Origin of the sequence: Nocardia sp. NPDC050712, assembly GCF_040654295.1 — a bacterium.
GTDB lineage: Bacteria > Actinomycetota > Actinomycetes > Mycobacteriales > Mycobacteriaceae > Nocardia.
Genome location: NZ_JBFAHT010000001.1, coordinates 1,784,655 through 1,810,320, shown reverse-complemented (window position 1 = coordinate 1,810,320; position 25,666 = coordinate 1,784,655). Strand labels below are relative to the sequence as shown.

General features: G+C 69.8%; 25 protein-coding genes. 7 read left to right on the top strand and 18 right to left on the bottom strand.

Going from position 1 to position 25,666, the window contains the following annotated elements; genetic code table 11:
• Positions 1-126 precede the first annotated feature (126 nt).
• The 3 genes from AB0H76_RS08740 to AB0H76_RS08730 are packed head-to-tail and all read right to left on the bottom strand — an operon-like array spanning position 127 to position 4,948.
• Entirely contained in the window at positions 127-1,764 is a 1,638-nt protein-coding gene (locus AB0H76_RS08740) for a tetratricopeptide repeat protein (RefSeq protein ID WP_357319363.1), read from the bottom strand.
• Positions 1,764-3,641, bottom strand: a complete 1,878-nt coding sequence (locus tag AB0H76_RS08735; RefSeq protein ID WP_357319360.1) for a hypothetical protein — start codon at positions 3,639-3,641, stop codon at positions 1,764-1,766. Before AB0H76_RS08735 ends, AB0H76_RS08740 begins: the two co-directional genes overlap by 1 nt.
• Positions 3,638-4,948 (bottom strand): ABC transporter substrate-binding protein, encoded by a 1,311-nt coding sequence (locus AB0H76_RS08730; protein ID WP_357319357.1) that lies wholly within the window; start codon positions 4,946-4,948, stop codon positions 3,638-3,640. Before AB0H76_RS08730 ends, AB0H76_RS08735 begins: the two co-directional genes overlap by 4 nt.
• Before the next feature lie 176 nt (positions 4,949-5,124).
• Between AB0H76_RS08730 and AB0H76_RS08725 the strand changes: the two genes are divergently transcribed.
• The gene (locus tag AB0H76_RS08725; protein WP_357319354.1) at positions 5,125-6,225 is read left to right on the top strand and encodes a 4Fe-4S binding protein; all 1,101 of its coding nucleotides are present in this window, start codon (positions 5,125-5,127) and stop codon (positions 6,223-6,225) included.
• 3 nt (positions 6,226-6,228) lie between these two features.
• On the opposite strand, the gene AB0H76_RS08720 is transcribed toward AB0H76_RS08725, so the two are convergent.
• Entirely contained in the window at positions 6,229-6,675 is a 447-nt protein-coding gene (locus tag AB0H76_RS08720) for an ATP-binding protein (protein ID WP_357319352.1), read from the bottom strand.
• 172 nt (positions 6,676-6,847) lie between these two features.
• On the opposite strand from AB0H76_RS08720, the gene AB0H76_RS08715 reads away from it, so the two are divergent.
• Positions 6,848-7,213 (top strand): STAS domain-containing protein, encoded by a 366-nt coding sequence (locus tag AB0H76_RS08715; RefSeq protein WP_357319349.1) that lies wholly within the window; start codon positions 6,848-6,850, stop codon positions 7,211-7,213.
• 1 nt (position 7,214) lies between these two features.
• Here the strand turns inward: AB0H76_RS08715 and AB0H76_RS08710 are convergent, their stop codons facing one another.
• Genes AB0H76_RS08710 through AB0H76_RS08700 form a run of 3 tightly spaced genes read right to left on the bottom strand, consistent with a single transcriptional unit; the run spans position 7,215 to position 10,470 of the window.
• Positions 7,215-7,661 (bottom strand): response regulator, encoded by a 447-nt coding sequence (locus AB0H76_RS08710; protein WP_357319346.1) that lies wholly within the window; start codon positions 7,659-7,661, stop codon positions 7,215-7,217.
• Positions 7,658-9,244 carry an ATP-binding protein gene (locus AB0H76_RS08705; protein WP_357319343.1) on the bottom strand — a complete coding sequence of 529 codons (1,587 nt, stop codon included), beginning with the start codon at positions 9,242-9,244 and terminating at the stop codon, positions 7,658-7,660. Before AB0H76_RS08705 ends, AB0H76_RS08710 begins: the two co-directional genes overlap by 4 nt.
• Complete coding sequence (locus AB0H76_RS08700) at positions 9,241-10,470, bottom strand: fused response regulator/phosphatase (protein ID WP_357319340.1); 1,230 nt, start codon at positions 10,468-10,470, stop codon at positions 9,241-9,243. The genes AB0H76_RS08705 and AB0H76_RS08700 overlap by 4 nt, the downstream gene beginning before the upstream one ends.
• A gap of 238 nt (positions 10,471-10,708) precedes the next feature.
• On the opposite strand from AB0H76_RS08700, the gene AB0H76_RS08695 reads away from it, so the two are divergent.
• Positions 10,709-11,533 carry a DUF3097 domain-containing protein gene (locus AB0H76_RS08695; protein ID WP_357319338.1) on the top strand — a complete coding sequence of 275 codons (825 nt, stop codon included), beginning with the start codon at positions 10,709-10,711 and terminating at the stop codon, positions 11,531-11,533.
• A 71-nt stretch (positions 11,534-11,604) separates the two neighbouring features.
• Positions 11,605-12,420: a hypothetical protein gene (locus AB0H76_RS08690; protein WP_357319335.1), complete on the top strand. Its 816-nt coding sequence runs from the start codon at positions 11,605-11,607 to the stop codon at positions 12,418-12,420.
• A gap of 6 nt (positions 12,421-12,426) precedes the next feature.
• On the opposite strand, the gene AB0H76_RS08685 is transcribed toward AB0H76_RS08690, so the two are convergent.
• The 8 genes from AB0H76_RS08685 to AB0H76_RS08650 form a co-directional block, all read right to left on the bottom strand.
• The gene (locus AB0H76_RS08685; protein WP_357319332.1) at positions 12,427-12,933 is read right to left on the bottom strand and encodes a hypothetical protein; all 507 of its coding nucleotides are present in this window, start codon (positions 12,931-12,933) and stop codon (positions 12,427-12,429) included.
• A gap of 147 nt (positions 12,934-13,080) precedes the next feature.
• Entirely contained in the window at positions 13,081-14,130 is a 1,050-nt protein-coding gene (locus tag AB0H76_RS08680; protein WP_357319329.1) for a ferrochelatase, read from the bottom strand.
• 4 nt (positions 14,131-14,134) lie between these two features.
• A complete protein-coding gene (gene inhA, locus AB0H76_RS08675; protein WP_357319326.1) occupies positions 14,135-14,974 on the bottom strand; it encodes an NADH-dependent enoyl-ACP reductase InhA in 840 nt (279 codons plus the stop codon).
• A 60-nt stretch (positions 14,975-15,034) separates the two neighbouring features.
• Positions 15,035-15,751, bottom strand: a complete 717-nt coding sequence (fabG1, locus tag AB0H76_RS08670) for a 3-oxoacyl-ACP reductase FabG1 (protein WP_357319323.1) — start codon at positions 15,749-15,751, stop codon at positions 15,035-15,037.
• A gap of 99 nt (positions 15,752-15,850) precedes the next feature.
• On the bottom strand, positions 15,851-16,852 hold the full coding sequence (locus AB0H76_RS08665) for a VWA domain-containing protein (protein ID WP_357319320.1): 1,002 nt from the start codon (positions 16,850-16,852) through the stop codon (positions 15,851-15,853).
• Positions 16,849-17,799 carry a DUF58 domain-containing protein gene (locus tag AB0H76_RS08660; RefSeq protein ID WP_357319317.1) on the bottom strand — a complete coding sequence of 317 codons (951 nt, stop codon included), beginning with the start codon at positions 17,797-17,799 and terminating at the stop codon, positions 16,849-16,851. Before AB0H76_RS08660 ends, AB0H76_RS08665 begins: the two co-directional genes overlap by 4 nt.
• A 17-nt stretch (positions 17,800-17,816) precedes the next feature.
• Positions 17,817-19,007 (bottom strand): MoxR family ATPase, encoded by a 1,191-nt coding sequence (locus AB0H76_RS08655; RefSeq protein ID WP_357319314.1) that lies wholly within the window; start codon positions 19,005-19,007, stop codon positions 17,817-17,819.
• Between the two features lie 101 nt (positions 19,008-19,108).
• Positions 19,109-19,714 carry a TetR/AcrR family transcriptional regulator gene (locus AB0H76_RS08650; protein ID WP_357319311.1) on the bottom strand — a complete coding sequence of 202 codons (606 nt, stop codon included), beginning with the start codon at positions 19,712-19,714 and terminating at the stop codon, positions 19,109-19,111.
• A 93-nt stretch (positions 19,715-19,807) separates the two neighbouring features.
• On the opposite strand from AB0H76_RS08650, the gene AB0H76_RS08645 reads away from it, so the two are divergent.
• Positions 19,808-20,200, top strand: a complete 393-nt coding sequence (locus tag AB0H76_RS08645; RefSeq protein ID WP_357319308.1) for a nuclear transport factor 2 family protein — start codon at positions 19,808-19,810, stop codon at positions 20,198-20,200.
• A gap of 70 nt (positions 20,201-20,270) precedes the next feature.
• Here the strand turns inward: AB0H76_RS08645 and AB0H76_RS08640 are convergent, their stop codons facing one another.
• Positions 20,271-20,855 carry a TetR/AcrR family transcriptional regulator gene (locus AB0H76_RS08640; RefSeq protein ID WP_357319305.1) on the bottom strand — a complete coding sequence of 195 codons (585 nt, stop codon included), beginning with the start codon at positions 20,853-20,855 and terminating at the stop codon, positions 20,271-20,273.
• Positions 20,856-20,939: 84 nt separating this feature from the next.
• Between AB0H76_RS08640 and AB0H76_RS08635 the strand changes: the two genes are divergently transcribed.
• Both AB0H76_RS08635 and AB0H76_RS08630 read left to right on the top strand, forming a co-directional pair.
• Positions 20,940-21,947, top strand: coding sequence for a saccharopine dehydrogenase (locus AB0H76_RS08635; RefSeq protein ID WP_357319302.1), 1,008 nt, complete (start codon positions 20,940-20,942; stop codon positions 21,945-21,947).
• A gap of 66 nt (positions 21,948-22,013) precedes the next feature.
• A complete protein-coding gene (locus tag AB0H76_RS08630; RefSeq protein ID WP_357319299.1) occupies positions 22,014-23,315 on the top strand; it encodes a metallophosphoesterase in 1,302 nt (433 codons plus the stop codon).
• Position 23,316: 1 nt separating this feature from the next.
• Here the strand turns inward: AB0H76_RS08630 and AB0H76_RS08625 are convergent, their stop codons facing one another.
• Both AB0H76_RS08625 and AB0H76_RS08620 read right to left on the bottom strand, forming a co-directional pair.
• Positions 23,317-24,735, bottom strand: a complete 1,419-nt coding sequence (locus AB0H76_RS08625; protein ID WP_357319296.1) for an NlpC/P60 family protein — start codon at positions 24,733-24,735, stop codon at positions 23,317-23,319.
• A 179-nt stretch (positions 24,736-24,914) separates the two neighbouring features.
• Positions 24,915-25,484: a DUF6676 family protein gene (locus AB0H76_RS08620; RefSeq protein ID WP_357319293.1), complete on the bottom strand. Its 570-nt coding sequence runs from the start codon at positions 25,482-25,484 to the stop codon at positions 24,915-24,917.
• Positions 25,485-25,666: the final 182 nt, after the last annotated feature.

Below are 25,666 nucleotides of genomic sequence, written 5' to 3'. Positions count from 1 at the left end.
CTCCTCCCGATAATGCCCCGACGAACTGTGCAGTCCATCGAGCGCAACATCCGTCGCGTTACCATGGAAGGTTGCTGAATGACAAGTGCCACAAAGTAATACAAACGAGATCGACGATCAGGGCCGCTATCTGTAGTCGGCTACATGGCGCGCACCGGGATAGAGGTCCAGGGCCTCGTCCAGGCGGGCGTGTGCGTGCCGCACGGCTTGGTCCCGGGTCGGCCCGGCGCCCGTTTCGGGAGTCATCAGAACGCCCGCGTGCTGCGGCGCGACGACGAGCGCGGAACCGATGTGCTGCTGGCAGCGACCGGCCCCGACGTTGTCGGCCAGTCCCCGATAGGACTCCAGCGCACGACTCCAGGCCGTCAACGCGCGTCGCGGTTCGCCGCGCGCCCAGTACAGGACACCCCAGATCTCGATCGCGTGCGCCAGCCCGCCGGGATCGCCACGGCGCGCGAGGGATTCGGCGAGGTCGAGCCGGTCGGCGGCGGCCTCGAAGCGGCCCTGCACGAGGTGCGCCACCGCCAGGTTGATGGCCGCGCACACCTCGCCCGCGGTATCGGTGCGGGGCAGCCGCCACCACGCCCGGGTCAAGCCGCGCACCACCGGATCCAGCAGCTCCGGCGACGCCTGGGGCTCCGCTATCGCGCCGAGGCTCGCCAGCGCATCCTGATGCAGCTGTCGGGCCCGCCGCGCGGGCGCCACGATGAATCGGCTGCGATAGCGCGGCCGTTCGTTGAGCCGGCCGGCCCGCATCCAGGCCAGGCGTGGCTCGGTCAGCTGGTCGCGCAGCCAGCCGTCGGCCGAAACCTGGTAGCGCGGTTCGCCGAGCACCGCTTTCCACACATCGAGGGCGTCGATCAGCCGCGCCACGGCCGGCACCGCGTCGCTGGGCAGGGTGTCGCGAGGCAGCGCGTCGGGCCGCGACGTGCCGCAGGCGGCGACGGCGGCGTCCACCAGATCGGTGAGGAAATCGTCGCGATACTCGAACCAGCGCCGCGCGCCCTCGGCGAGTTCGCGGTGCTCGAGACCGAGTGCCCACAATCCCGCCAGATCCGCCCAGTGGTGCAGCAGCACCGACATGACTACCTGCCAGGCCGGCGACTCCCGCACCTGCTGTACCCGCGACGCGACGGGCCCGGCTCGACGATCCAGGCAATAGCCCTGACCCCCACCGACATGCAGCCCGCGTGCCGCGATCAAATCCCGCAGCAGCAGCCGGGCTGCCGCCGGCTCCACGCGCTGCGGGTCCCGCGTGCCCGGCGTCTTGAGCGGAATCTCCGCGACCGCGGCCACCAGTGTCAGCAGCACGGCGGCGTCGTACTCCTGGAACGGCAACACGCACAACACTTCATAGAGCGTGCCGTTCGACTCCGTCATGGCATTCGGGTCGGGTCCCGCGCCCGGCCCGGGGCACGCGTGGGCGAGCGGATCGATATTCGCGCCCGGCGGTACCAACTGCTCGAGCAATTCGACTTCGCGTGCCACCCGCGCCTTCTCCCGCCGCGACTCGAGCCACCGATACAGCGCGAACCCCGCGGCCAGGACGAGCAACCCGAGCCACAGCCCCGACAGGGCCCGGCCGAGCTGGGCGAGAAAGGAATCCTCGGTCAGCGATTTGACCATCATGTCGCCGAGCAGCTTGGTCACCACACCGGTGCCGATCAGCGACGCCGCCGTCACCATCCGCCGCCAGCCGGACGACCTGGTCAAGCCGACGGCGGCGGGCACGTCGTCGCGTCCGGGCGACTCGGGCGCGGTCATCACAGCACCTTGCCGATCAACCCGGGCAGCAACCACCGGCGCCAAGTGAACAGCACCAGCACGACGGGCGGCACCGAGGACACCAGTGCCCCGGCCGCCAATTGCCCGATGTTCTCGTTGAACTGGCGCGCCTCGCCCCACAGCAGCAGCGACCACGGGCTGGTCCCGGCGCCGCTGACCATCAGCCCGACCACGAAATCGTTCCAGACCTGGACGAATTCGAGCACCGCCACCGCGATCAGGGCGGGCCCGGCGGCGCGGCGCACCCGTTCGCGCACCCGCCCCGGGCTGGCGAGCCCGCGCAGCGTGTCGGCCTCGGGGCTGCCCTTCTTCGCCAGCAGCGCCCCCCGCAGAATCAGGATCGAGATCGGCAGACCCGCCGCCACGTGCAGCACGATCAGCGGCACCCGGGTGCCGGACAACTCGTTGGCCTGGAGAAAGCGATCGAGCGGACCGATATAGCTCTGTACCGGCAGCACCGCCAGGACGACCACCGCGATCAGCGCGGCGCGCATGGCTCGCGGCTCGAACCGGCGCAGTCGCCGCACCACCGGATGCGCGTGCGGATCGTCGAGCTCGGTGGGATCCCAGGCGGCGAGCTGGTGTGCGATCGGCACGGACAGGGCCACCACCAGGATCGTCGCGGTGCTGGCGACGACCGCGGTGGTCGCCAGCGACCGCCACAGCGCACTGTCGCGCAGTGTGCGGAACAGGGCCCCGAATCCGATGTCGTCCGGGAGGCCGAGCATTTTCGCGGCCAGGGCGAGAATCGGCAGCAGTGCCAGCACCGAGACCAGGGCGATGGTGACGATGGACCACGGATTGGTGCGCCCGCGAACGATTTCGGGCCCCGGCTCCGGAATCGCGGTCAGGCTTCGGCGCTGCTTGCCGACGAAGGTCTGCAATACCCACGCCACACACCCGACGAGCACCGCCAGCGGCAGCGAATACGCGGCGGCGACACCGGGTTCGGCCTCGGTCGCCAGCCGCCACCACTGCACGGTCGCCGTGTCCACCTGGTGCTGCATCGAGCCCGGCACGCCGATCAGCACGATGTCGAAGACCCGGGCCGCCGCGATCGCCACCACCAGGACCACCACGACCAGCACCGGGAACAACAGCTCCAGCAGTCGTTTACAGAATTCGTAGCCCTGCGCCCGGCCCGGCCATTCGAGGTAGTGCGCACAGGCCGGGTCCGCCTCCAGCGCCCGGAACCCCGCGCGGAAAACGCCCACCGCGAAGCCGAGCCAGGTCCACAGGAAGGCCGAGGCGAGCATGCCGACGAACAGGATCTGGTAGCCGTGCAGACTCTCGATCCGGCTGCCCAGCAGCTGGAAGATCAGCCGGAAGGCGACGCCGGACACCAGCGCCGAGATACCGAAGGCCACCAGCAGCGGTAGCCACAGCCAGCGCATCCGGCGCGCGGGCAGCGCGAGCACCAGCCCGAAGAACAGCACCAGCAGGACGCCGCCCACCCCGTAGATCAAGGTCCGCACATAGGACCACAGGCCGATCTCGCGCAGCGCGAATCCGGTGACCAGCAGCCCGCAGACCAGCACGGCGAGGGACAGCGCCGGCCACACGATGGGGCGCCCGGGCGCACCGGCGCGCACGCGGAAGCCGCGCCGCAGCCCGGCGACACCGGCGACGATCAGCGCGCAACCGAGCACCATCGGCGGGTTGCTGCGCGCCGCCGTCGCCACGGTCCAGCAGAACGGGATCACCAGCAGCCCGGTAATCAGCACGATCGCGGGAATTCGCGCCGCCCACGCGGGCCACTGCCACGGCGGGCGACCCGGCACCAGCGGCCCGCGCATCCGGCGCGGCGCCAGCTCGAGCTTCAGCCCGTGCGCTTCGAACAGCAGCGGCCCGCTCATCGCTGCCGCCGTTCCACCGTGTTCAGCCCGGCCACCGCCTTGTCGGTCGCGATCGCCACCCGGGTCGGGCCGCCCGCGCCGACCGCCACCAGGAACTCGGTCAGGATGCGCCACAGGCCGTTTCGCCCGCCCACGGCGCCGATGCTGTCGGACAGGTCGAACACGACCCGGTCGGCGGCGCTCGCGGCCGGCCGGGCCAGGGCGGCCAGGCCCTCGGCGCGCGGCCGCAGCAACTCCGAATACACCGCCGGGGTCAGCGTGTTCGCGGCGAGGAATCCGCCGTGCTCCGCGATCCAGGACAGCGGCGCCCGCGGCGCGGCCAGGCGCGCGGCGACGGCCCGCGCCGCTTCGCCCGCGCCCTGGGTCAGCACGATGACATCGCCGCCGATGATGTGCGGGCGCTGCTTGGCCGCGGTCACCCGCGGGAAATCGGCTACACCGACCACGTCCATCGTGCGTCCGGCGCGGCTGATGCCGCGCCGGACAATGGGTTCGGCGAAGTCCGGCCCGACGACCAGCACCGCGCGCCGATGCTCGAAGACCTCGCGCACGGCGTCGGGGAACTGACGGGTCAGGCTCGCGCCGACCCCGCCCGGGAAGGACTGCTGATCGCCGCACAGCCTGCCGAAATGCTCGAGGGCCTCCGGCACCCCCGCCATGCCCCAGTCCCGCTCCCCCGGCGCGGCGGCCGCCAAACTCTCGTAGGCGCCGGGGTTTTCCGAGCGCAGGATGTTCTCGAACAGATCGGTGAGCACCCAGCCGTCGGCGGCGGCGAGCGAGAGCAGGCGGCGCGGGGTGCGCGCCAGCTGTCCCATCGCGTCGTCGATCCAGTAGGGCAGCGTCCAGAACTCCGGCGCGCCGAGCTCCCCGATCGCTTCCCGGTCGTACCAGATCATCGATTTGTCGGTGACCTTGAACGGCACCCCGTACAGCCGGCCGTCGTGGGTCAGCAACGGCCGCCAGTACTCCGGGTACTCGCCCGCCCACAGGGTCGGCTCGACCGGTTGCAGCCGGCCGCGCGCGGCGAGATCGCGCACCCGCCCGGCGCGCGGCAGCAGCACGATGTCCGGTGCGGTCGACCCGCCCGCCGCGAAAGCCGTCTCGATCTCGTCGCCGAGCGGAATCACCTCCACGGCATGGGTTCCGGCCACCCCGGCCAGCACGGTCCGGAAGGCGGCCAGCTCGGTGCCGCTCCACGACACCGCGATGCGCACCACCCCGGAGCGGCCCAGCAGCACATCCGGCGCGCAGGCAGCAGCCAGCGGGACGATCAAGCCCGCCTGCAGCACCGCCCGTCTGCTCCCCATGTCCTCCCGCATCGCCGGGTACCCACTGTATTCCCCCGGCCCGCGCCCCGCCCCGGAATTCGCCGCACATCCTTTCCGCAGCAAAGGAATTCACGCGGCGCGGACCGATGAGTTTCGCGCGCCCACGCGGTCTACCCTGTGAGGCCGGATCGGTCTCGGTGATACCAGGAGGGCCGATGTCGGTACCGGACAACGAACCAACGGGTCAGCGGCGGCTGGCGGAGCACCCGACCGTCGTGAAGATGCGCGAGCGGGAACGGGCGGCACCCGCCCCGGTGCTCTCGGCGGAGCGGTTACGGGAGATCTGCCGCGCGGCGGGCGCGGACGACGCGGGATTCGTCGCGGTCGACCATCCCGGCGTCGCCGCGGAACTGGAGCACGCGCGCGGCATCCTGCCCAGCGCGCGCACCTACATCGCCTTCTGCGTGCGGATGAACCGCGACAATCTGCGCGCCCCGCAACGCAGCCTGGCCAACGCGGAGTTCAACCACGCCGACGACGACACCAACGAGGTGTCCCGGCGGATCACCCGCGCGCTCCAGGACGCGGGCTATCGCGCGGTCTATCCCGCGCCCGGCTATCCGATGGAGGTCGAGCAGTTCCCCGGCCGGATCTGGGTGCTCGAGCACAAAGTGATCGCCCAGGCCGCCGGTCTCGGTGTGATGGGCATCCACCGCAATGTGATCCATCCGAAGTTCGGCAATTTCATCCTGCTCGGCACCGTCGTCACCGATGCCGCCGTGGACGAGCCGAGCGCCGCCCTGGATTTCAACCCCTGCCTGGAATGCAAGCTGTGCATTTCGGCCTGTCCCGTCGGCGCCATCATGGAGAACAACTTCGACTTCCAGGCCTGCTACACCCACAACTACCGGGAGTTCATGGGCGGCTTCACCGACTGGGCCGAGACCGTCGCCGACAGCGACAGCCGGGCGGACTACAACGAGCGCGTTACGCGCGGGGAATCGTTCTCGATGTGGCAGAGCCTGTCGTTCAAGCCGAACTACAAGGCCGGCTACTGCATGGCCGTCTGCCCGGCCGGTGAGGACGTCATCGGGCCCTTCCTCGATAGCCGCAAGCAGCACCTCGACGAGGTGGTGCGCCCGTTGCAGAACAAGCCGGAACCGGTCTACGTCCTGGAGGGCTCCGCGGCCGAGGAACACGTCACCAAGCGGTTCCCGGCCAAGACACCGAAACCGGTCGGCAACGGCTTCGGCGACGACGTCAACGCCCTGCTCGACGCCATCGGCCCCCGGCCCCGGCCGCGCAAGCCCGACTGAGCGTCAGTGCGCGACCAGCCCGCGCGTTCCGGCGGTCCGGCGCGCGTGCTCGGAGAGCTCGGTGTGCATGTCGACGGTGGTGCCGCGCGCCGTCGGCTGGACGTTGACCTGGTCCATCAGGGTGCGCATCAGCGTCAGGCCACGGCCGCGGTACCCGTCGTGCTGGGTGGCCGGCGGTCGCCAGTGGCCATTGTCACGTACTGTGACGCGCAGACAATGTTCCTCTGCGGACACCCGCAGGCGCACCGCGCCGTCCGGTTGTTCGCGGCAGCCGTGCTCGATGGCGTTGGCGCATGCTTCATCGGTCGCGACCAGGATGTTGTAGGCCTGATCGGAGTCGATGGATCGGTCCGACAGCCACTGTCGCAGCGCCCGGCGGGCTTCGGCCAGCCGGGACGGCTCAGCGGGGAAGCTGAGGTCCAACGGTGCTGGTCGGTGCGGATTCATCATGGGTCACCTCCCTGCTCGAAGTAGGCATACCCGAATCCGCCGCCGCCATACCTGGGCCGGTGATCTTGGCGACAGCACGGCGAAAGTGTTTGAGGCGCTGTGCCGGTTGGCGATTAGGAAGCACACGATGGGGTAAGTTCACCGCGGAGTTACGCGTCACAGGAGGTAGACAGTGAGTGCTGAAAGTGCCCCGGGGTCGCTCGAGATCGATTCGCGCACGGTATCGGCCACGGTGATCGTGGCTGTGCGCGGCGAGATCGACATGGCATCCGCGCCGCAGCTGGAGGCCGGACTGGGCGAGGTGCTGCGCGAGGCTCCGGCGGCGATGGTGATCGACATGTCCGATGTCGGCTTCCTCGGGTCCGCGGGCCTGAGCGTGCTGCTCGGCGCCTCCCGGTCCTATCCGGACACCGAGTTGCGGATCGTCGCGACCGCGGCGGCCCGGCGGCCCATGGAGCTGACCGGGCTGGATCAGATGCTGTCCGTGTTCGATTCGCTGCAGGACGCGCTGGCGGTGGGCGAACCCACCGCCAAGTAGGTCAGGACGACTGCGGGGGGAGTCGTACCACCTGGACGAAGAAGTCGTCGATCTGCTTGATCGCGGCGACAAACTGGTCCAGGTCCACCGGCTTGGTGACGTAGGCGTTGGCATGCAACCGGTAGCTGCGCAGGATGTCCTCCTCCGCGGCCGAGGTGGTGAGCACCACCACCGGGATGTGGTTCAGATCCGGATCGGACTTGATCTTCTCGAGCACCTGGCGTCCGTCGTAACGGGGCAGGTTCAGATCGAGCAGGATCAGGTCCGGTCGCGGCGCCTCGGCATACGGGCCCTGACGGTAGAGGAAATCCAGCGCCTCCTGGCCGTCCCGGGCCACGTGCAGGGTATTGCCGATTTTGTTGTCCTCGAACGCTTCCCGAGTCATGAGCTCGTCGCCCGGGTCGTCCTCCACGAGCAGGATGTCGATCGGTCGGCCCGGCACGGTCATACAGAAACTCCTTGGTCGATGACAGCCGGGTTCAGCGTGAAGCGGAACCGCGTACCGCCGGTGTAGTCGGTGTCGATACGGATTGTGCCGCCGTGGAACTCGACGATCTTCTTACACAGTGCCAGACCGATGCCGGTACCACTGTATTCGTCCCGGCCGTGCAGACGCTGGAAGATCACGAACACCTTGTCGGCGAACTCGGCGGGGATGCCGATGCCGTTGTCGGTGACGCTGAACTGCCAGCCACCGGACTCGGGCGTACCCGCTTCACAGTCGATCCGGATCACCGGCGACTCGTCGGGTCGCTGGAATTTTATGGCATTGCCGATCAGGTTCTGCCACATCATGGTCAGTAACGTCGGATCGCCGACGAGCTCGGGCAGTTCCTCGGGCCGCTCGATGCGCGCCCCGCTGTCCTCGATCACCGTGGCCAGATTATTGAGCGCCTTGTCCAGGGTCTGGCCCAGATCGGTCGGCACGCTGCTGTCGTTGACCCGCCCGACGCGGGAGAAGGTGAGCAGATCGTTGATCAGCACCTGCATCCGTTTGGCGCCGTCGACCGCGTAGTCGATGTACTGCTTGCCACGGTCGTCGAGCTGGTCGCCGTAGCGCTTCTCCAGCAGCTGGCAGAACGAGGCCACCTTGCGCAGCGGCTCCTGCAGATCGTGCGAGGCGACGTAGGCGAACTGCTCCAGCTCGGCGTTGGAACGGCGCAGCTCGACGGTCTGGGCGTCCATATCCCCGGCCTGGCGCACCAGCGCGGCCTCCTGGGTACGCGAGGCGGCCAGCTCCTCGACGATGCGCTCGCGCATCGCCTCCACCGATTGCGCGACAGTCGCCAGGTCGGCGGGGCCGTGCACGGTGATGTGATGATCGAAATCACCCGCCGCCACCCGGGACGACGCGTCCTTCAGATAGCCAAGTGGGCGGGCGACCAGCCGGCGGATCAGCACCAGCATCACCACGCCGAGCAGGACGAAGCCCGCGACGATCCCGCCCAGCGCCAGGTCCCGCCGCTGCCTGGTCTGCGAGAGTTCGGCCCGGTCGTCGGCGATGCTGGTGGTGAGGTCGGTGTTCTGGGTGTTGAACCGGACGCGCAGCGCGTCGAACAGCTCCTTGCCGCGCCCCACATTCGGGGCGGCCACCGGCCCGGTGGCCCCCGAACTCACCACCGGCTCGGCGTAATCGGTACGCCAGGTCTGCGCGGCGCTCTCCACGGCCTCCAGATCGGCCAGCAGCGTCTCGCGGCCGGCCAGCAGCTCCCGCAGGCGCGCCGCCGCGTCCGCCTCGACCGCCTTGCCCTCGATGTAGGGCACCAGCAGCTCCCGGTCATCGGCGATGACGTAACCGCGCAGACCGGTCTCCTGATCCACCAGCGCGCTCTGCAACCGGTAGGTCTCGGCGGCGGCCGGCAGCGAGCGGTTCAGCAGCCGGTCGGTGACATGGTTGGTCTGCCGGATCACCTGCGCACCGAGGATGGTGCCGATCGCGGCCAGCAGGATCATCGAGGCCAGTACCACTTGGAACCAGCCTTGTACGGTGAGCCGTCCGGCGCCTCGGGGTCGCTCCACGGTCGGGATCATCGGGTTTCGGAACTCCTTGCGGTCCAGTGCAGATACATCACGGCGAGGTCGTCGTCCCAGCCGCCGCCGGTGGCCAGTTCGACGCGGTCGATGAGTTCGTCGACGAAGTCCTCCGGTGCGCGGTTGCCGAGCGTGCGCGCGATCTCGAGCAGGCCCTCCTCGCCGAGCCGCTCGGAGCCCGGGCCGATCCGCCCTTCGAAGAGTCCGTCGGTGAAGAGAACCAGGGCCTGGCCCGCCGGCAGCGGCAGGTCGTGCACGGTCCACACCACCTGTCCCGGAACGAATCCGAGAGCCGGACCGCCGGGTACCTCCAGCCATTCCACGCCCGTCTCGGTCCGGGCCAGCATGCCCGGATGCCCGGCTCGGATGATCTGTACCCGCTGGGCGTCCGGATCCAACACCAACGTCGTGGCCGTCACAAAGGTTTGCGCACCGGTGCGCTCGGCCAGCAGCATCTGCTCCAGCAGACCCAGCTGTTCGGTGCCGCTGATCCCGCTGAGCACCAGGGTGCGCCAGGCCAGGCGCAGCGCCACCCCGGTGGCCGCCTCGTCGGGGCCGTGCCCGGAGACATCGCCGATCACCGCGTGCACGGTGCCGTCCGGCATCTGCACCACGTCGTAGAAGTCACCGCCGAGCAGCGACTGGGCGCGACCGGGCCGGTAGCGGGCGACCACGTCGACCCGGCGCGCGCCGTGCAGCAGCGGGGTCGGCAGCAGGCCGCGTTCCAGGCGCGCGTTCTCCTGCGCCAGCATCTGGCTGGCGCGCAGTTCGGCGGTGGCCCGCTCGGCCTGCTTGCGCTGCATCGCATAGCGCACCGCACGACCGAACAGCTCGGGCTCGACCCGGCCCTTGACCAGGTAGTCCTGCGCGCCGGCGGCGACCGCGGCCAGGCCGGTCTGCTCCTGATCGAGGCCGGTCAGCACCACCACCGCGACCTCGTCGGTGCAGGCGCGGACCCGGGCCAGGGCCTCCAGGCCCTGGGCGTCGGGTAGGTGCAGATCCAGCAGGATGCAGTCGGGTGCGGTGCCGGTGAGGCGCTGGGCGGCCTCGGCCAGGGTCCGCACCCATTCCAGGCGCAGCCCGGGACCGACGTCGGCGACCAGCTCCTCCACCAGCAGGGCGTCGCCCGGATCGTCCTCGATCAGCAGCAGCGTGGCATCCCGATCGCTACCGGCGCCGGCCGGCCGGTCGAGATCTCCACGCTCCGCGCGCCGCTCGTCGAGCATCGGCCACCGGCCCCTTTCCACATGCGTTCGGTCAGTTCGAGGCCGGAGCCGACGGGCGTCATACCCAGCGGCACGCGGAATATGCCTGGGCATTTCACACCCGATTCGAACCTCTGATCGCATTGTCTCGCATCGCCATCCAAACGGTTCGCCGGGTGCCGTTATTGCCCGGTAATTCTTCGGCCACTTCCGCTGCGCGCACTGGGACCGGGCACCCGGCGGTGCTACCTTCAGCGGGGTGAGCGGACGTGACATCTACGGCGGCGACATCTTCTCCGGACATTCTCGGGCCGCGAAGCGCACGGTTCCGGCCGTGCCCGCCGAACGCGACCTCGTGGTCGAGGACGCGGCGAGCGGATTCTGCGGCGCCGTAGTCGGTTTCGACCGCAGCTACGACGGCGAGTTCGTGAAGCTCGAGGACGCGCGCGGCACCGTGCGGTTGTTCGCCCTGCGAGAGGCGGCCTTCCTCATCGACGGCGAGCCCGTCACCCTCGTCAAACCCGCCGCGACCGCGCCGCGGCAACCTACCCGCTCCGCGTCCGGGTCGACGCGGGTGGAGGGGTTGCGCGCGCGGGTGGCGCGCGGCAGCCGGATCTGGGTGGAGGGCGTGCACGACGCGGCGCTCGTCGAACGGGTCTGGGGGCACGATCTGCGCGTGGAAGGTGTTGTGGTGGAACACCTCGAGGGTTTGGACAATCTCGCCCAGCGGCTCACCGACTTCGAACCCGGCCCCGGTCAGCGGGTGGGCGTGCTGGTCGACCACCTGGTCACCGGCTCCAAGGAAACCCAGCTGACCACCGGGCTCGGGCCGTACGTACTGGTCACCGGGCACCCGTTCATCGATGTGTGGCAGGCGGTGCGCCCGGCGGCGGTCGGCATCGAGGCCTGGCCGACGGTGCCGCGTGGCGAGGATTGGAAGACCGGCATCTGCCGCCGCCTCGGCTGGGGCACGCCGCAGGAGGGCTGGCGGCGGGTCTACAACGCCGTGGAATCCTTCCGTGACCTGGAGCCGCCGTTGATCGGCGCGGTGGAGCGGCTGATCGACTTCGTTACCGAGGAGTGAGAAGGGGCCAGCTCACAAGGGTTGTACAGGCGACGCCCATCAGTTGCGCGGACCCTTTATGCTCGATAATTATGTGCTCTCCAAGTGCCACCCTGACGGTGTGGGCCGGCTCGTGGCTGGCCGGTTCGAGCGCGCCCGACGATGTGCTGGAAGCACTACACGCTTGGGCCCCGCGCCACACCATCGCCGCGGGCGACCCGATCACCGGCGGCCGCACCGACCTGCCGTGGTCCGCGCACGGCAACACCACCGGCAGCGGAGTCATGGCCCTGCTGAAGGTGATTCGCGAGGCGATGGCCGAGCCCGGGTCGCAGCTGCGCCTGGTGCTGCCGGTGCCGGGTGACGTGCGCGGCCTGCCGGTCGGCACCGAGTTCGCCGCCGACGCCGTCGAGGCCGAACAGGGCCTGCTGATCGGTGTGCCGGGCGGTACGGCCACCGGGCTGATCCCCTACCTCGAAGACGACAACTCCCTGCAGTGGACCGTCTACACCGCGCCGATGCCGCCCGCCCCGCTGGACGAGATGCCGCTCGGCGAAGCCGAGTACACGATGCGCGAGGCGGTCCGCGACGCCGCCGACGCGCTCATGAAGCTGCACACCACCTCGGCGAGCGCGACCGATTACGACCCCCGCGAACTCATCGAGGCCGAGCTGGCCGCCTCCTCCCGGCACGACTATCCGGAATCGATTCCGTTGCGCGCCAGGCGAATCCTCGACTCCGCCGACCACGTCGCCGCGATCCTGACGGTGGCGCAGCGGGAACCGGCGTCGGCGCCCACCTCCGCGTCGGCCGTCAGCGCGCAGGAGGATCTGCTGCGGCCCCTCTGGAACGCCATTCGCGCGGCCCGGCTGGTCGCCGTGCACGCGGCCGCGCGCGGCGGCCGCTAGCCCGGATTACTGCCTGTACTGCCCCGGCGGCGGATACTGCTGCGGCGCATAGCCTTGCTGCGGATAGCCCTGCTGCTGCGGCGGGTAGCCCGGTTGCGGATAACCACCCTGCTGCTGCGGATAACCCTGCGGCGGATACTGCGGGGGCGGCTGCTGCCCGTAGCCCTGCTGCGGGTAACCCTGCGGCGGCTGCTGCCCGTACTGCGGCTGCTGCCCGTACTGCGGCTGCTGCCCGTAGGGCTGTTGCCCGTGCTGCTGCGGGAACTGTTGCGGCGGCGCCTGATACGGCGGCTGGAACTGCTGCTGCGGCGGCCGGTTGGACTGCTGGCGCACGATCCAGCGGATGACGAAGAAGGCGACGACGCCGAGCACGATCACCAGGAACACCCAGAAGATCCAGCTGTTGTCGTCGCAATCCTCGTAGTCGGGATTACAGGAGCTGCTGGAACCGCCGCCGCCACCCCGGCGCGCCTCGACGGTCTCCGTCACCGCGGTCAGCTGAAACGCCTGCACGGTTAGCAAATTGGCATGGCTCAAGACATCACCGAACAACGATGGGCCTCCCCCGTCGAAAAGAACAGCGGCCCACGGGCCGAGGAACGCACCGATGCTAGCGCACGCCGACGACAGCGCAACCGGGAGCCGGACCGGCCCTCCCGGCTAGCGCCGGGCGGGCCGGGACACAGCGCAGCAGCCGACGGCGCACGGCGCGCCGTTCTCGGTGCAGCCGTAGCCGGGAACCGCGCCGAGGCGGCGCGGGTCGCCGCCGTCGAGGTGCTCCCGGATCAGTTCCACGACCAGGCGCGCGAAACGCGGATCGGTGCCGGGCGTCGCGGCACGCGCGAAGGCCATCTCGAGTTCGGCGGCCCGCTCCTTCGCCTCGTTGTCGAGATCCCAGATCACCTCGAGGTGATCGGAGACGAACCCGACCGGGCACACCACCACCGCGTCGACGCCCTTGCCGGACAACGTGTCCAGGTGATCGACGATGTCGGGCTCCAGCCACGGCACCTGCGGCGGCCCCGACCGGGACTGCCAGACCACGTCGTACTCACCGAAACCGGTAGCGGCGGCACACAATCGGGCCGCTTCGGCGACCTGCCGGCTGTAGAGACGGCCGCCGTCGGCGGGCGGGCCCGCGGCCTCGTCGGCGGAGACCGGGATGGAGTGGGCGGTGAACACCAGCCGGATCCGCTCGCGCCGATCCGCCGGAATCTGTTGCACCGCCGCGCGAATCGCGTCCGCGAACGACTCGATCAGCAGCGGATGATCGAAATACTGCCGCAGCTTCACCAGCTCGGGCGCGGGCGCGCCGACCGCCGCCCGGGACCGGGTGATGTCCTCCTGGTACTGCAGGCAGCCGGAGTACCCGCCCCACGCCGAGGTCGGGAACACCAGCGCGGACCCGACACCGTCGGCGGCCATCCGCGCCACGGTGTCCTCCACCATCGGATGCCAGTTCCGGTTGCCGAAGTAGACCGGCAAGTCGATGCCGGCCGCGGCCAATTCGCCCTCGACCGCGGCGATGATCGCCAGGTTGAGCGCGTTGATCGGCGAGACCCCGCCGAAGTGCAGGTAGTGCTGCGCGACCTCTTCGAGGCGTTCGCGCGGCACCCCGCGACCCCGGGTGACGTTCTCCAGGAACGGCATCACGTCCTCGGGGCGCTCCGGGCCGCCGAAGGACAGCAGTAGCAGTGCGTCGGCGGCCATCGGATCAGTTGGCCCCGAAGCCCTCCGGCGGGAACCACATGTTGTGGCTGGCGCCGCCGTCGACGTAGATGATCGAACCCGTGGTGGCGGGCAGCCAGTCCGACAGCAGCGCGCAGATCGACTTGCCCACGGCCCGCGCGTCGGCGCCGTCCCAGCCGATCGGCGAGGAACCGTCCCAGTACATGTCCAGCTGACGCAGCTGCTTCGCGTCGTCGGTCGCGGTGCCCGCGATCGCCTTGGCGGCCAGCGTCTTCACCGGGCCCGCGGCGACCAGGTTCGAGCGAATCTTCTTGGCGTAGCCCACTTCCCGGGCCACATACCGATTCACCGCCTCCAACGCCGCCTTGGAAACGCCCATCCAGTTGTAGTACGGCATCGCGACGCGCGGATCGAAGTCCATGCCGACGATGGAGCCGCGCTCGTTCATCACGGGCAGCACGGCGCGGGCCAGCGAGGCGTAGCTCCACGCGGAGATCTCGAACGACTTCGCCACATCCGGGCCGGGGCCTTCGAGGAACGGCACGGCGTCCGGACCCATCAGCGTCTTCGGCGCGAACGCGATCGAGTGCAGCACACCGTCGATGCCCTCGGGCGCGAGTTCGCGCAGCTTGTCCGCGAGTTCGCCGAGGTTCTCCTCGTTGGTGACATCCAGCGGGATGGCCGGCGGCACCTCCTGCGGCAGCCGCTTGGCGATCCGGTCGATCAGTCGCAACCGTTCCGGGATCCCGGTGATGATCACCCGCGCCCCCTGCTCCTGCGCGACAGCGGCCGCGGAGAAGGCGATGGAGGAATCGGTGATGATGCCGGTGATGAGGACGGTTTTGCCTTCGAGCAGTCCACTCATGGGTTGGTCGGTTCTCCTCGTTGAAAGTTCTTGCGGGCTAACGGGTGCGAGCGGGCAGGCTCAGTGGCCCATGCCCATGCCGCCGTCGACCGGGATGACGGCGCCGGCGACGTAGCGGGAGTCCTCGGAGGCCAGGAAGCTGACCACGGCCGCGACGTCCTCGGGCTGGCCGACCCGGCGCAGCGGGATGAACTTCTCGACCATTTCCTTCATGTCCTCGGGCAGGTCCGCGGTCATATCGGTTTCGATGAAGCCGGGCGCCACGACGTTCGCGGTGATGTTGCGCGAGCCGAGTTCGCGGGTGACCGAGCGGGCCAGGCCGATGACACCGGCCTTGGAGGAGGCGTAGTTGATCTGCCCCGCCTGGCCCATCATGCCGACGACCGAGCCGAGGAAGATCATCCGGCCCCACTTCGCCCGCAGCATGGCGCGGTTCGCGCGCTTGGCACAGCGGAACGCGCCGGTCAGGTTGGCGTCGACGACCTTGGTGAACTGTTCCTCGGTCATCCGCATGAGCAGCGTGTCGTCGGTGATACCGGCATTGGCGACCAGCACCTCGACCGGCCCCTGGTGCGCCTCCACCTCGGAGAACGCGGCGTCCACCGAATCATTGTCGGTCACATCGCATTTCACACCGAACAGACCGTCCGGCACCCCCGACCCACGATGCGTGACGGCCACCTTGTGCCCGTCGGCGAGCAGACGCTGCGCGACCGCGAGACCGATGCCGCGGTTGCCGCCGGTCACCAGGACCGACCGGGATGTGATGTTCGACATGGGTTTCAACCTATCTGTTCGAGTTCGCGCGCCACCGCCCGGGCACCCCAGAGTTTCGGGTCTTGCATTGTGCCCGCCCACAACGCGGGCAGGTGCCGATTACGGAAGACGCTGACGCAGCAGCAAGCCGGTGATGACACCCGCGGAGGTGATCAGCAGACCGAACAGCAGCCACGGCCGGCTGGCGTCGCCCCTGGTCAGCTCGTAGCCGATCTGCTGTTCCAGGGTGTCGTAGACCTTGGTCAGTTCTTGCAGCGAGGCGGCGGTATAGAACTCGCCGCCGGAGAGTTTGGCCAACTCCCGCATCGCCTCGTCGTCCACCGGGACCCGCACCTCGTCGTTGCCGCCGCCTTCGCGCGGAATCTCCACCGCGCCCCAGCTGGTGCCGAACGAGATGGTGGAGATCGGGACGTTCTTGTTCTTGGCCAGGCGGGCCGCGACGTACTCGTGCCGCGGATTGTCGACGTCCTCGAAGGCCGGGACCGTCTGCTTACCGTCGGACATGAGCACGATGCGCGCCGGCGGCGGCTCCTGCGCGCCGCCCAGCACCGAGGCCAGGGTGTCGATCGCCTGCAACGCGGTCAAGATGCCTTCACCGGTCGCGGTGCGTTCGGCCAGGCGGACATTGTCGATAGCCGCCTTGACCGCTTCATGATTCGTGGTCGGCGACACCATCACCGAGGCCGTGCCCGCGAAGGTCACGAACCCGATGTTGAGGCCCTCGGGCAGCCCGTCGACGAAATCCTTGCCCGCGTCCTGCGCCACCTGCAACCGGCTCGGCGCCACGTCGGTGGCCTGCATGGACAGCGACACATCCATCACGAGCATGACGGTCGCGCGGTTGCGCGGCACCTTCTTGACCGCGGTCGGACCGGCGGCGGCGATGGTGAGCAGCACCAGCCCGACCAGCATCAGCGCGATCGGCGCGTGCCGCAGCGGTGAGGGCCGCGCGGGCGCCACCTTCTCCAGCAACTCCATATTGGAGAAGGTCAGCATGCGCTTGTGCCGGCCGCGCTGCACCAGCACATAGCCGAGCAGGATGAGCGCGATCACGGCGAAGAAACCGAGCCAGATCAGCGCGGTGAAATGCGAAATACTCACTGACGCGGGGCCCGTCCGCTCGGGGCGCCGAAGCTGTGGCGCCGGGTGGACACGAACCGGACCACGTCGGCGATCCAGTCCCGGTCGGTCTGCAAGGTCAGCACCGGCGCGCCGCAGGACCGCAGCGCCTGCTCGACCTGCTGGCGATGCCGCTGGGCGGCGGCCGCGAAATCCGCGCGCAGCGTGGGCGTCACGCTGAACTCGCGGGTGCGCCCGGTCTCCGGGTCGTGCAGCACCACATCGCCGATGTCGGGCAGTTCCAGATCGCGCGGATCCAGCACCTCGACCGCGAGCAGATCGTGGCGCGCCGAGATCGCGCGCAGCGACCGCTGCCAGTCGATATCGCCGAGGAAGTCGGAGATGACCACGGCCAGACCGCGTTTGCGCTGCGGGCGGCGCAACGACTCGATGCCGCCCTTCAGATCACCGCGGACACCGTCGCGCGCGTGCGGGGTGGTCGCGATATCGCGCAGCAGCGTCTGGGCGTGCACCCGGCCGCTGCGCGCGGGAATCCGCACCAGCTGCTCGCCGGTCGCCACCACGGCGCCGATCCGGTTGCCGCCGCCGCTGGTCAGATGGGTGATCGCCGCGGCCGCCGCGATCGCGAGATCACGCTTCTGGCAGTTCGCGGTGCCGAAGTCAAGGCTGGCCGACAGGTCGACCACCATCCAGGTCTCCAGCTCGCGGTCGGCGATCATCTGGCGCACGTGCGGGTGGGTGGTGCGGGCGGTGACCGACCAATCCATCTGGCGCACATCGTCGCCCGGCTGGTAGGTGCGCGCCTCACCCGGCTCGGAACCCGGGCCGGGGATCAGACCCTGGTGATCGCCGTGCAGGACGCCGTCCAGGCGCCGGCGCACGGTGAGTTCCAGGGTCCGCAGCGCCGCCGTCAGCTTCGGGTCGGTCAGCTCACCGGCACGGAAGGACGGTGGTGCGTGCGTGGGCATGGGTGTCCGCGCCGCCGTCACTTGGGCTGGTTGTTGCCGGACGCCTGCGACATCGCCGGGGCGGCCTGCGGCGGCTGCGGGATCGACTGCGGCGCGGCGGCATTGTTACCGGCGGGCGGCGCGGGCGGGCCCGGGGCCGGAGCGGGCGCGGCGTTCGGGGCCACGGCGTGCGGGGCGACCTGCGGCAGGCCGACGGTCTGGAGCACGCGCTTGATCACGTCCTCGGGGGTGACCTCGTCGGCGAGCGCGTCGTAGGACAGCACCAGCCGGTGCCGCAGCACGTCCGGGATCACCTCGACGACATCCTGGGGCACCACGTAGTCGCGGCCGCGGATCAGCGCGACCGCGCGGGCGGCGGCGATGATGCCGAGGCTGGCGCGCGGGGAGGCGCCGTAGGAGATCCAGTTCGCGACGTCGGGCATGCCGAACTCGGCCGGGGTGCGGGTCGCGGCGATCACGCGGACGACGTAGTCGACGAGCGCGTGGTGCACGAAGGTGCCGGCCGCGACCTTCTGCAACCGGACCAGTTCCTCCGGGTTCAGGATCGCCTTGGCCTCCGGCGGGGTGACACCCATCCGGTAGATGATCTCGCGCTCTTCCTCGACCGTCGGGTAGTCGACGACGACCTTGAACAGGAAGCGGTCGCGCTGCGCCTCGGGCAGCGCGTACACGCCCTCGCTCTCGATCGGGTTCTGGGTCGCCATGACCAGGAACGGATTCGGCATCGGGTAGGTCTTACCGCCGATGGTCACATGCCGTTCGGCCATCACCTCGAGCAATGCCGACTGCACCTTGGCGGGCGCGCGGTTGATTTCGTCGGCGAGCACGAAGTTCGCCACCACCGGGCCGAGCTCGGTGTCGAATTCCTCGCGGCCCTGCCGGTAGATGCGGGTACCGACGAGGTCGGTGGGCACCAGGTCGGGCGTGAACTGAACACGGGAGAACGACCCGCCGACGACCTTCGCGAAGGTCTCCACAGCAAGGGTTTTGGCGATACCCGGAACGCCCTCGAGCAGCACGTGGCCGCGCGCGAGAACGCCGACGAGCAACCGCTCGACCAGGCGATCCTGGCCCACGATTACGCGCTTGACCTCGTAGATCGCCTTCTCCAGGGTCTGGACGTCACGTTCCAGGGTGCCCGACGGGGGCTCCGGCGCATCTTTCGCCAAGTTCGCCCCGCTCACACTGTCCGTCGAAGTCACCAACATCCCCGCTTTCGCTTTGGTCCTGTGCGTGCCGTGCCAACTATTCCATTGAATAGCCGTACTCGCCGCAACCGGCTCCGCTATCACGGGAATTCGTAATGTTCTCAATCCATCGCGAGGCCGGAAACCAGCTGCTCTACGACCCCGCGAATGGTTACCGAATCGGTGGCGATGTCCTCGGAGTGCGCGAGAATTTGCGCGGCCTCGTCGAGCGCTCCGACGATCACCAGCGCCAGTGGGCGCACCGGCTGCGGCCGGACTTGTTCCGCCTCGATGGCCGCGGCCAGCGCGTCCTCCACCAGGCCGATGGTGTGCCGGAGTTCGATATCGCGCCAGCGTTGCCAGCCGAGCACCGCCGGCCCGTCGAGCAGGGCGATACGCCGCACGTCCGGCGCGATCGAGGCCTGCAGGCAGGCCAGGCAGCCCACGACCAGACCGGCGAGCGGGTCGGGGGCCCGCGCCTGCGCGACGGCCGCGTTGATCGCCTGGACCAGGCTGCGCTCCAGGTCCTCGAAGACCGCCTCGAACAGGTCCCGTTTCTCGCTGAACTGGTGATAGAGCGCCCCGCGGCTGACACCGGCCGCCTCGGCGACCGCGACCGTGCTGACCGCGCCGTATCCGTACCGGCCGAACAGGTCTCGGGCCGCGCGGATGACGGCGGCTCGGGTCGAGGCCGAGCGTTCGGCTTGGGTGCGGCGATCAGCGTTCATGGCGACGTCGAAGTCTATTGCACCCTCTTGACCGGGGCGCACCCGTGCAGGAACATACAGTCAACCTGTTTGTATCTCAGAAGGATTCCCGCTATGTCCGAAGCCACGCAAGAACTCTTCGAGCGCTACCACGCCTGCTGGGCCGACCGCGATCCCGACCGCATCGCCGCCCTGCACGCCCCCGACTCGATCTTCCACCTGCACTCCGGCGGCAAACCCGCGCGCGGGCGCGACGAGATCCGGGCCGCCGCGGCCGCCAACTTCGCGCTGGTCCCGGACCTGACCTTCGAACTGGTCAACCTGCGCGTCGGCGCGGACTTCTGGACGGTGCAGTGGACGCTGACCGGCACCTCGGTGGTCGGCAATCCCGTGGACGTGGACATCATGGATCTGGTGCTGGTCGCCGACGGCGCGGTGCAGGAGAAGCACACCTATGTCGACGGGGTCGCGATGCAGGCGGCGCTGACCCCGCCCGCGGCCGGCTAGCCGCCGCGGCGGTTCCGGCCGGGTGGCAGGACGCCGCCCCCGGCCGGGACCGGACCCGGCCTCCTTGCCGCTACCGGCCCGGGACCAGACCGCCGGCGATCAGGTCGGCCAGCGCCGCGACCGCGGCGGATTCGGTGATCCGGCCCGAGTTCAGTTCGGCGGCAATCGCGTCGGCGGCACCGAGCACACCCACGCAGCGCAGGCGCAGCGCGTCGAGGTCGAGCGCAGAATGGGGCGACAGGGCGGCGGCCATCAGTTCCGTGTACTCGTCGAGCAGGTCGCGCTGCCGCGTTTCCATCTCGAGGTTGCCCTTCAGGGCCGCGGAGATCGCGGTGAATTCCGGCATATCGGTGGCGCACGCGAAATACGCCGCGCTCATCACTTCGGCGATCGCCTCGGGTGCGGGCGGCGCCCCCGCCAACGCCCGCGCCGTTTCGGCACGGTGCCGTTCGGCCAGGCGCCGATAGAGCGCCAGCAGCAGACCGGGCCGCGTGCCGAAGTGGTCGTACACGATCGGCCTGCTGACCCCGGCCGCCTCGGCGAGGGTGAGCAGGGTCAGCTCGTCGGCGCCGCGGGCGCGCACGACCTCCAGGGCGGTGTCGAGCAACTGTTCCCGCCGGTCCTGCTTGGGCAGGCGCCGCGTCGGTGTGGGCATGCGTCCTCCTTGCGCTGTCCGCCGAGTTTAGCTACAAAGTGTAGGTTACAAAATGTAGCTTATTGCTCGACGAGAGGACTTGCCGTGCGGCGGTCGACATCAGTACTGATCATGGGCGGTTCGGGCCAGGCCGGCGCGGACACCGCCACCCTGCTGCGCCGATGGCACCCGGCCCTGCCGCTGACCATCGCGGGCCGCGACCTCGCCCGCGCGCAACGCGTAGCCGATCGGCTAGGTGCCGCGGACGCCGTGACCATCGACCTGGCGCGCGACGATCTCGGCCTGCCACCGGACCGCGAGCACTCGGCGGTGGTGGCGACGCTGTGGGACAAGCACCTGCGCGGGCTGGGCTACGCGCAAGATCGCGGTCTGCCCTACCTGAGCATCTCCAGCGGCCTGGTCGATATCGCGCCGGAGATCGTCGCGAGCGCCCAACGGGCAAGTGCGGCACCGATTCTGATCGCCAGCCACTACATGGCCGGGCTCGGCGTCCTCGCGACCCTGGACGCGGCGCGCGCGTTCGATCGGATCGACACCATCCGCCTCGGCGCCGTCCTCGACGAACAGGACGCGGGCGGACCCGCGGGCTTGGCGGACCTGGAGCGCTGGTCGACCGCCACCTCGGCCGGACTGGTGCGCCGCGACGGTGTGTTCACCTGGATCGCCGAATCCGACGCGGCGACCGAGGTGCCCAGTGTCGACGGCACCCTGCTGCCCGGGCAGATCGTGGGCATCCTGGACGTCCCCAGCCTCGCGCTGGCCACGGGCGCGCCGAACGTCCGATTCGACCTCGCGATCGGCGAATCCGCGAGCCGTCGGCGCGGCGAACCCGCGTCCACCGAACTCCGGATCGACCTGGCGGGCACCGATCGGACGGGCACTCCCCTGGTCACCCGGCACCAGCTCGTGCACCCCGAGGGCCAGCGCCCGCTGACCGCCCTGGCCATCGCCCTCGGCGTCGAACGCCTGCTCGGCCTGCGCGGCGCGCCCGTGCCACCCGGAATCCACACGCCGGAGGCACTGCACGACCTGGACTACGTGGCCGCGCGGATGGTGGAAATCGGCGCTGTCTTCCGCCGCGTCGAGGACTGAGCGGCGGGCGGTTACGGCCGGCGGCGGCGCGATCCGGAATCATCGATCACGTCGTACCCATCGTTCGTGCCCACCGAAGGACACCATCCACTCGTGAACGTGCTCGCCGTACTGATCGTCCTCGGCCTCCTGACAGCGGTGCACTGGTATGTGTGGCGCCGGCTGATCCGCGACACCACGGCCCCCGGTTCCCGCGCCCGCCGCGCGGGAACCGTCGCGGCCTTCGTCTTTCCGGCACTGACCGTGACCGCCGTCGCCGGCCCCAATCTCGGAATACCGTTCCCGCTCCAGCCGCTGGCCGCGTGGCCCGGTTTCCTCTGGGGCGCGGTCCTGATCTACCTACTGCTCGGCCTGCTCGTCAGCGAACTCCTGCGGCCCGTGCTGATGCGAGTCGCACTGCGGCGCAGTACTTCTTCGCCTGCCGACCAGGCAGCGCCGTCGGTACCAGCGCAATCGCCGACGGATCCCGCTGCCGCGCAGGGACAGGCCCCGCCGTCCGAGCCGGCCGGCGCTGACGCCCACACCACGGATGCCCCCGAGCTCTCTCGCCGCCTGCTGGTATCCCGTGGCATCGCGGCGACCGTCGCGGTGGCGGCCGTGGGAACCGTCGGCGCCGGCACCGCCTCATTCCTCGGACGCCCACCTCAGATCAAGCAGATCACCGTGCCGCTGGCCCGGCTCCCCCGTAGCGCGCACGGCATGCGCATCGCCGTGGTCAGCGACATCCACCTCAGCGCGATCCTGGGCCGCGCCCACACCCAGCGCATCACCGACACCATCAACTCCACGCAGCCCGATCTGATCGCCGTCGTCGGCGACCTGGCCGACGGCGAGGTCCACGACCTGGGCCGGGCCGCCGTCCCCCTGGGCGGGCTGCGCTCGCGCCACGGCACCTACTTCGTCACCGGCAACCACGATTACCTGCACAACGCCCCGGAATGGCTCGATCACCTCCGCAACCTGGGCCTGGTCCCGCTGGAGAACGCGCGCGTCGAAATGCCCGGCTTCGACCTCGCGGGCGTCAACGATCTCGCGGGCGAAAGGTACGGCAGCGGGCCGGATTTCGGCAAAGCGCTGAACGGTCGCGACCCCGCCCGCGGCGTCGTCCTGCTCTCCCACCAGCCGGTCACCATCCACGACGCCGTCCGCCACGGCGTCGACCTCCAGCTGTCCGGCCACACCCACGGCGGACAACTCTGGCCCGGCCCGCTCCTGGCCGAACTCGCCAACCCGACCGTGGCCGGCCTCGACCGCTACGGCGACACCCAGCTCTACGTCACCCACGGCGCCGGCGCCTGGGGCCCGCCCACCCGCATCGGCGCGCCCGCCGACATCACCGTCATCCAGCTGGCCTCGAAACAGGCCTGACTCAGTCGACGAGGCGGACCGCGTAGGGCATGATCCCGCCCTCGCGCACCGAGGTCACCTTGATCACGTCGCCGGACTGCGGCGCCTCGACCATCTGCCCGTCACCCAGATACAGGGCGACGTGCGCGGAACCGTTGGCGCCCCAGAACAGCATGTCGCCGCGCTGCCGCTCGTCGACCGGGACGCGGGTGCCCATCGTGTACTGGTAGCCGCTGTAGTGCGGCAGCGAGTAGCCGATGCCGGCGAAGGCGTAGATCATCAGGCCCGAGCAGTCGAAGCCGATCTTCTCGAAATCGCCGTGCTCGTCGGCGACGCCGCCGTCGCGGATGCCGAGGGTGGGCCCGTTCTCGTCGCCGCCGCCCCAGGCGTAGATGACGCCGAGCTGGGACAGCGCGCGGTCCACCACGATCTCGATCGCCTCGGAGCCGCTGACCGACGGGCGGCTGGGCCGGCTCTTGCTGCGGCGCGGTGTGCCACCGTCGTCGAGCGCGGCGTGCGGGCGATGACCTTCGGCGAGCGCGGCGGCGCGGTCCAGCGCCTCCTGGTCACCGCCGGCGCGGGCACGGGCCGCCGCGGCGGCGTGGCGGGCCGCGGTCTCCTCGGCCTGACGGCGTTCGTCCCAGGCGACGAAGGCCTCGCGCTGGCCTTGCAGCCCGGCCACATTCGTGCGGGCCTGCTCCAGCCGGGCCTGCGCGGCGGCATGATCGCGCTGCAACTGGTCACGCCGGACGGTCTGCTGTTCGAGTTCGGCCTTGGCGGCGGCGACGGCCTGCTCGGCCGCGGCCTTCTTCTGCTCGGCTTCGGCCGCGGCCGCGTCGGCCTCGGCCTTCGCCTGGCGCGCGGTGGAGTTCTTGTTGCCCAGGTCGATCTGGGCGCGGCGCAGCTCGGTCAGCATCTGCTGCTTGTTCTTGGTGACCAGACCGATGATCTGGGACCGGTCGATGGCGTCGCCGGGGCTTTCCGCGCTCAGGTGGCTCAGCATCGAGTCCATGCCGGGCCGGGTGTAGGCCTGGGTGGCGAAGCTGTCGAAACCCTTCCGGGCCTGCTCGACTTCGCCTGCGGCCGAAGCCAATTCGCCTTGGGTCTGGAGCACGCGGGCGGTGGCGGCATCGGCGGCCTCACGGGCGGTCCGCAGATCGACCAGCGCCTTGTTGACGGCTTCGCGCTTGGCCGCGACCGCGGCGTCGAGTTCCTGCAACTGCTCTTCGGCGCCGGCGACCTCGTTGATGAGCGCCCCGACCTCACCGACCCGGGAGTCGACCTGCGCGCCGGCCTCGGCGATCTGGCCGTCGCTGGGATTGGGTGGCGCGGGCGGAACGGCGCGGCCCGGCCCTGCCGTCGCACAGACGATCGCGCAGATCAGCAACCCGAGGGCGACCGATCTGGGACGTCGTTGGACGGGGTCGCCGTTCCTGCGCATCGCACCTCCATGGATCAGAAATCCAGCCTGGCGGTATTGAGCTCACAGGAACCGTACGACACTTCAGTCACTAAAGAAACTCTAGTAACAGAAACACATCCATGTAATTTATGCTGGTCAGAGCGATTACCAACCCAAAAACAGAGGAAGGATCGAAAAGCGAACCGACCGTTCGGAAATTAAGAACGAGACGAACCGGACACCGGCAATTCGGACTCGGAGCCGGACTCGGACCGGCGCGATTTCACCCAGTAGAGCCCGCCGACGACCAGAACGGTGCCCGCTAGCAACACGCTGGTGATCGCGGTCCAGGACAGGCCGTCGCCCGTCTCCAGCCGGTCGGTGAAGATCTGCGCGGCCTCGGTGGTGTGCCCGCCGCCCTTATATTTGGCGGCATCCTCGGCCCATTCCAGCCGGACCCGGCTGACGGTGTCGCTGTAGGTGCCCACCCAGTCGTCGCTGAAGACCACGACGGTGCCGTGCTCGCTCTTGCCGACCTCGGTGGCCAGGTCACGTAGGCTCGAGTCGTGTCCGGGATTACCGGGAACAACGACGATGCTGAGCTCGATCCCCTGGGACCGGGCCTCGGCGGCGATCGCCGCGAGCCGCGGCATGGGCTTGGTCGTCAAATTGGCGACGTGATCGTCCGCAAGATCAGGAATGATGACATTCCTGATGGTCTTCTCGGTGACCGGCGGCGGGAGCTCCGCCGCCATGGGCGTGAATACCGATGTGTGCGAGACGGTCATCTTCCATCCGGTCTGTCGAGCCGCATCGGCAGGCGAGGCGACGGGCATCCATCACTACGGGGTGCACTCACCCCGAATAGCTCGAAAGCACAGTACGTGACGGAGTGTCGCATTCGCGGGGCGACGCCCGCTAATCGGCCGCCGGCTCAGCCCGCCACGCCGCCCAGGAGCGGCCCCCGGCG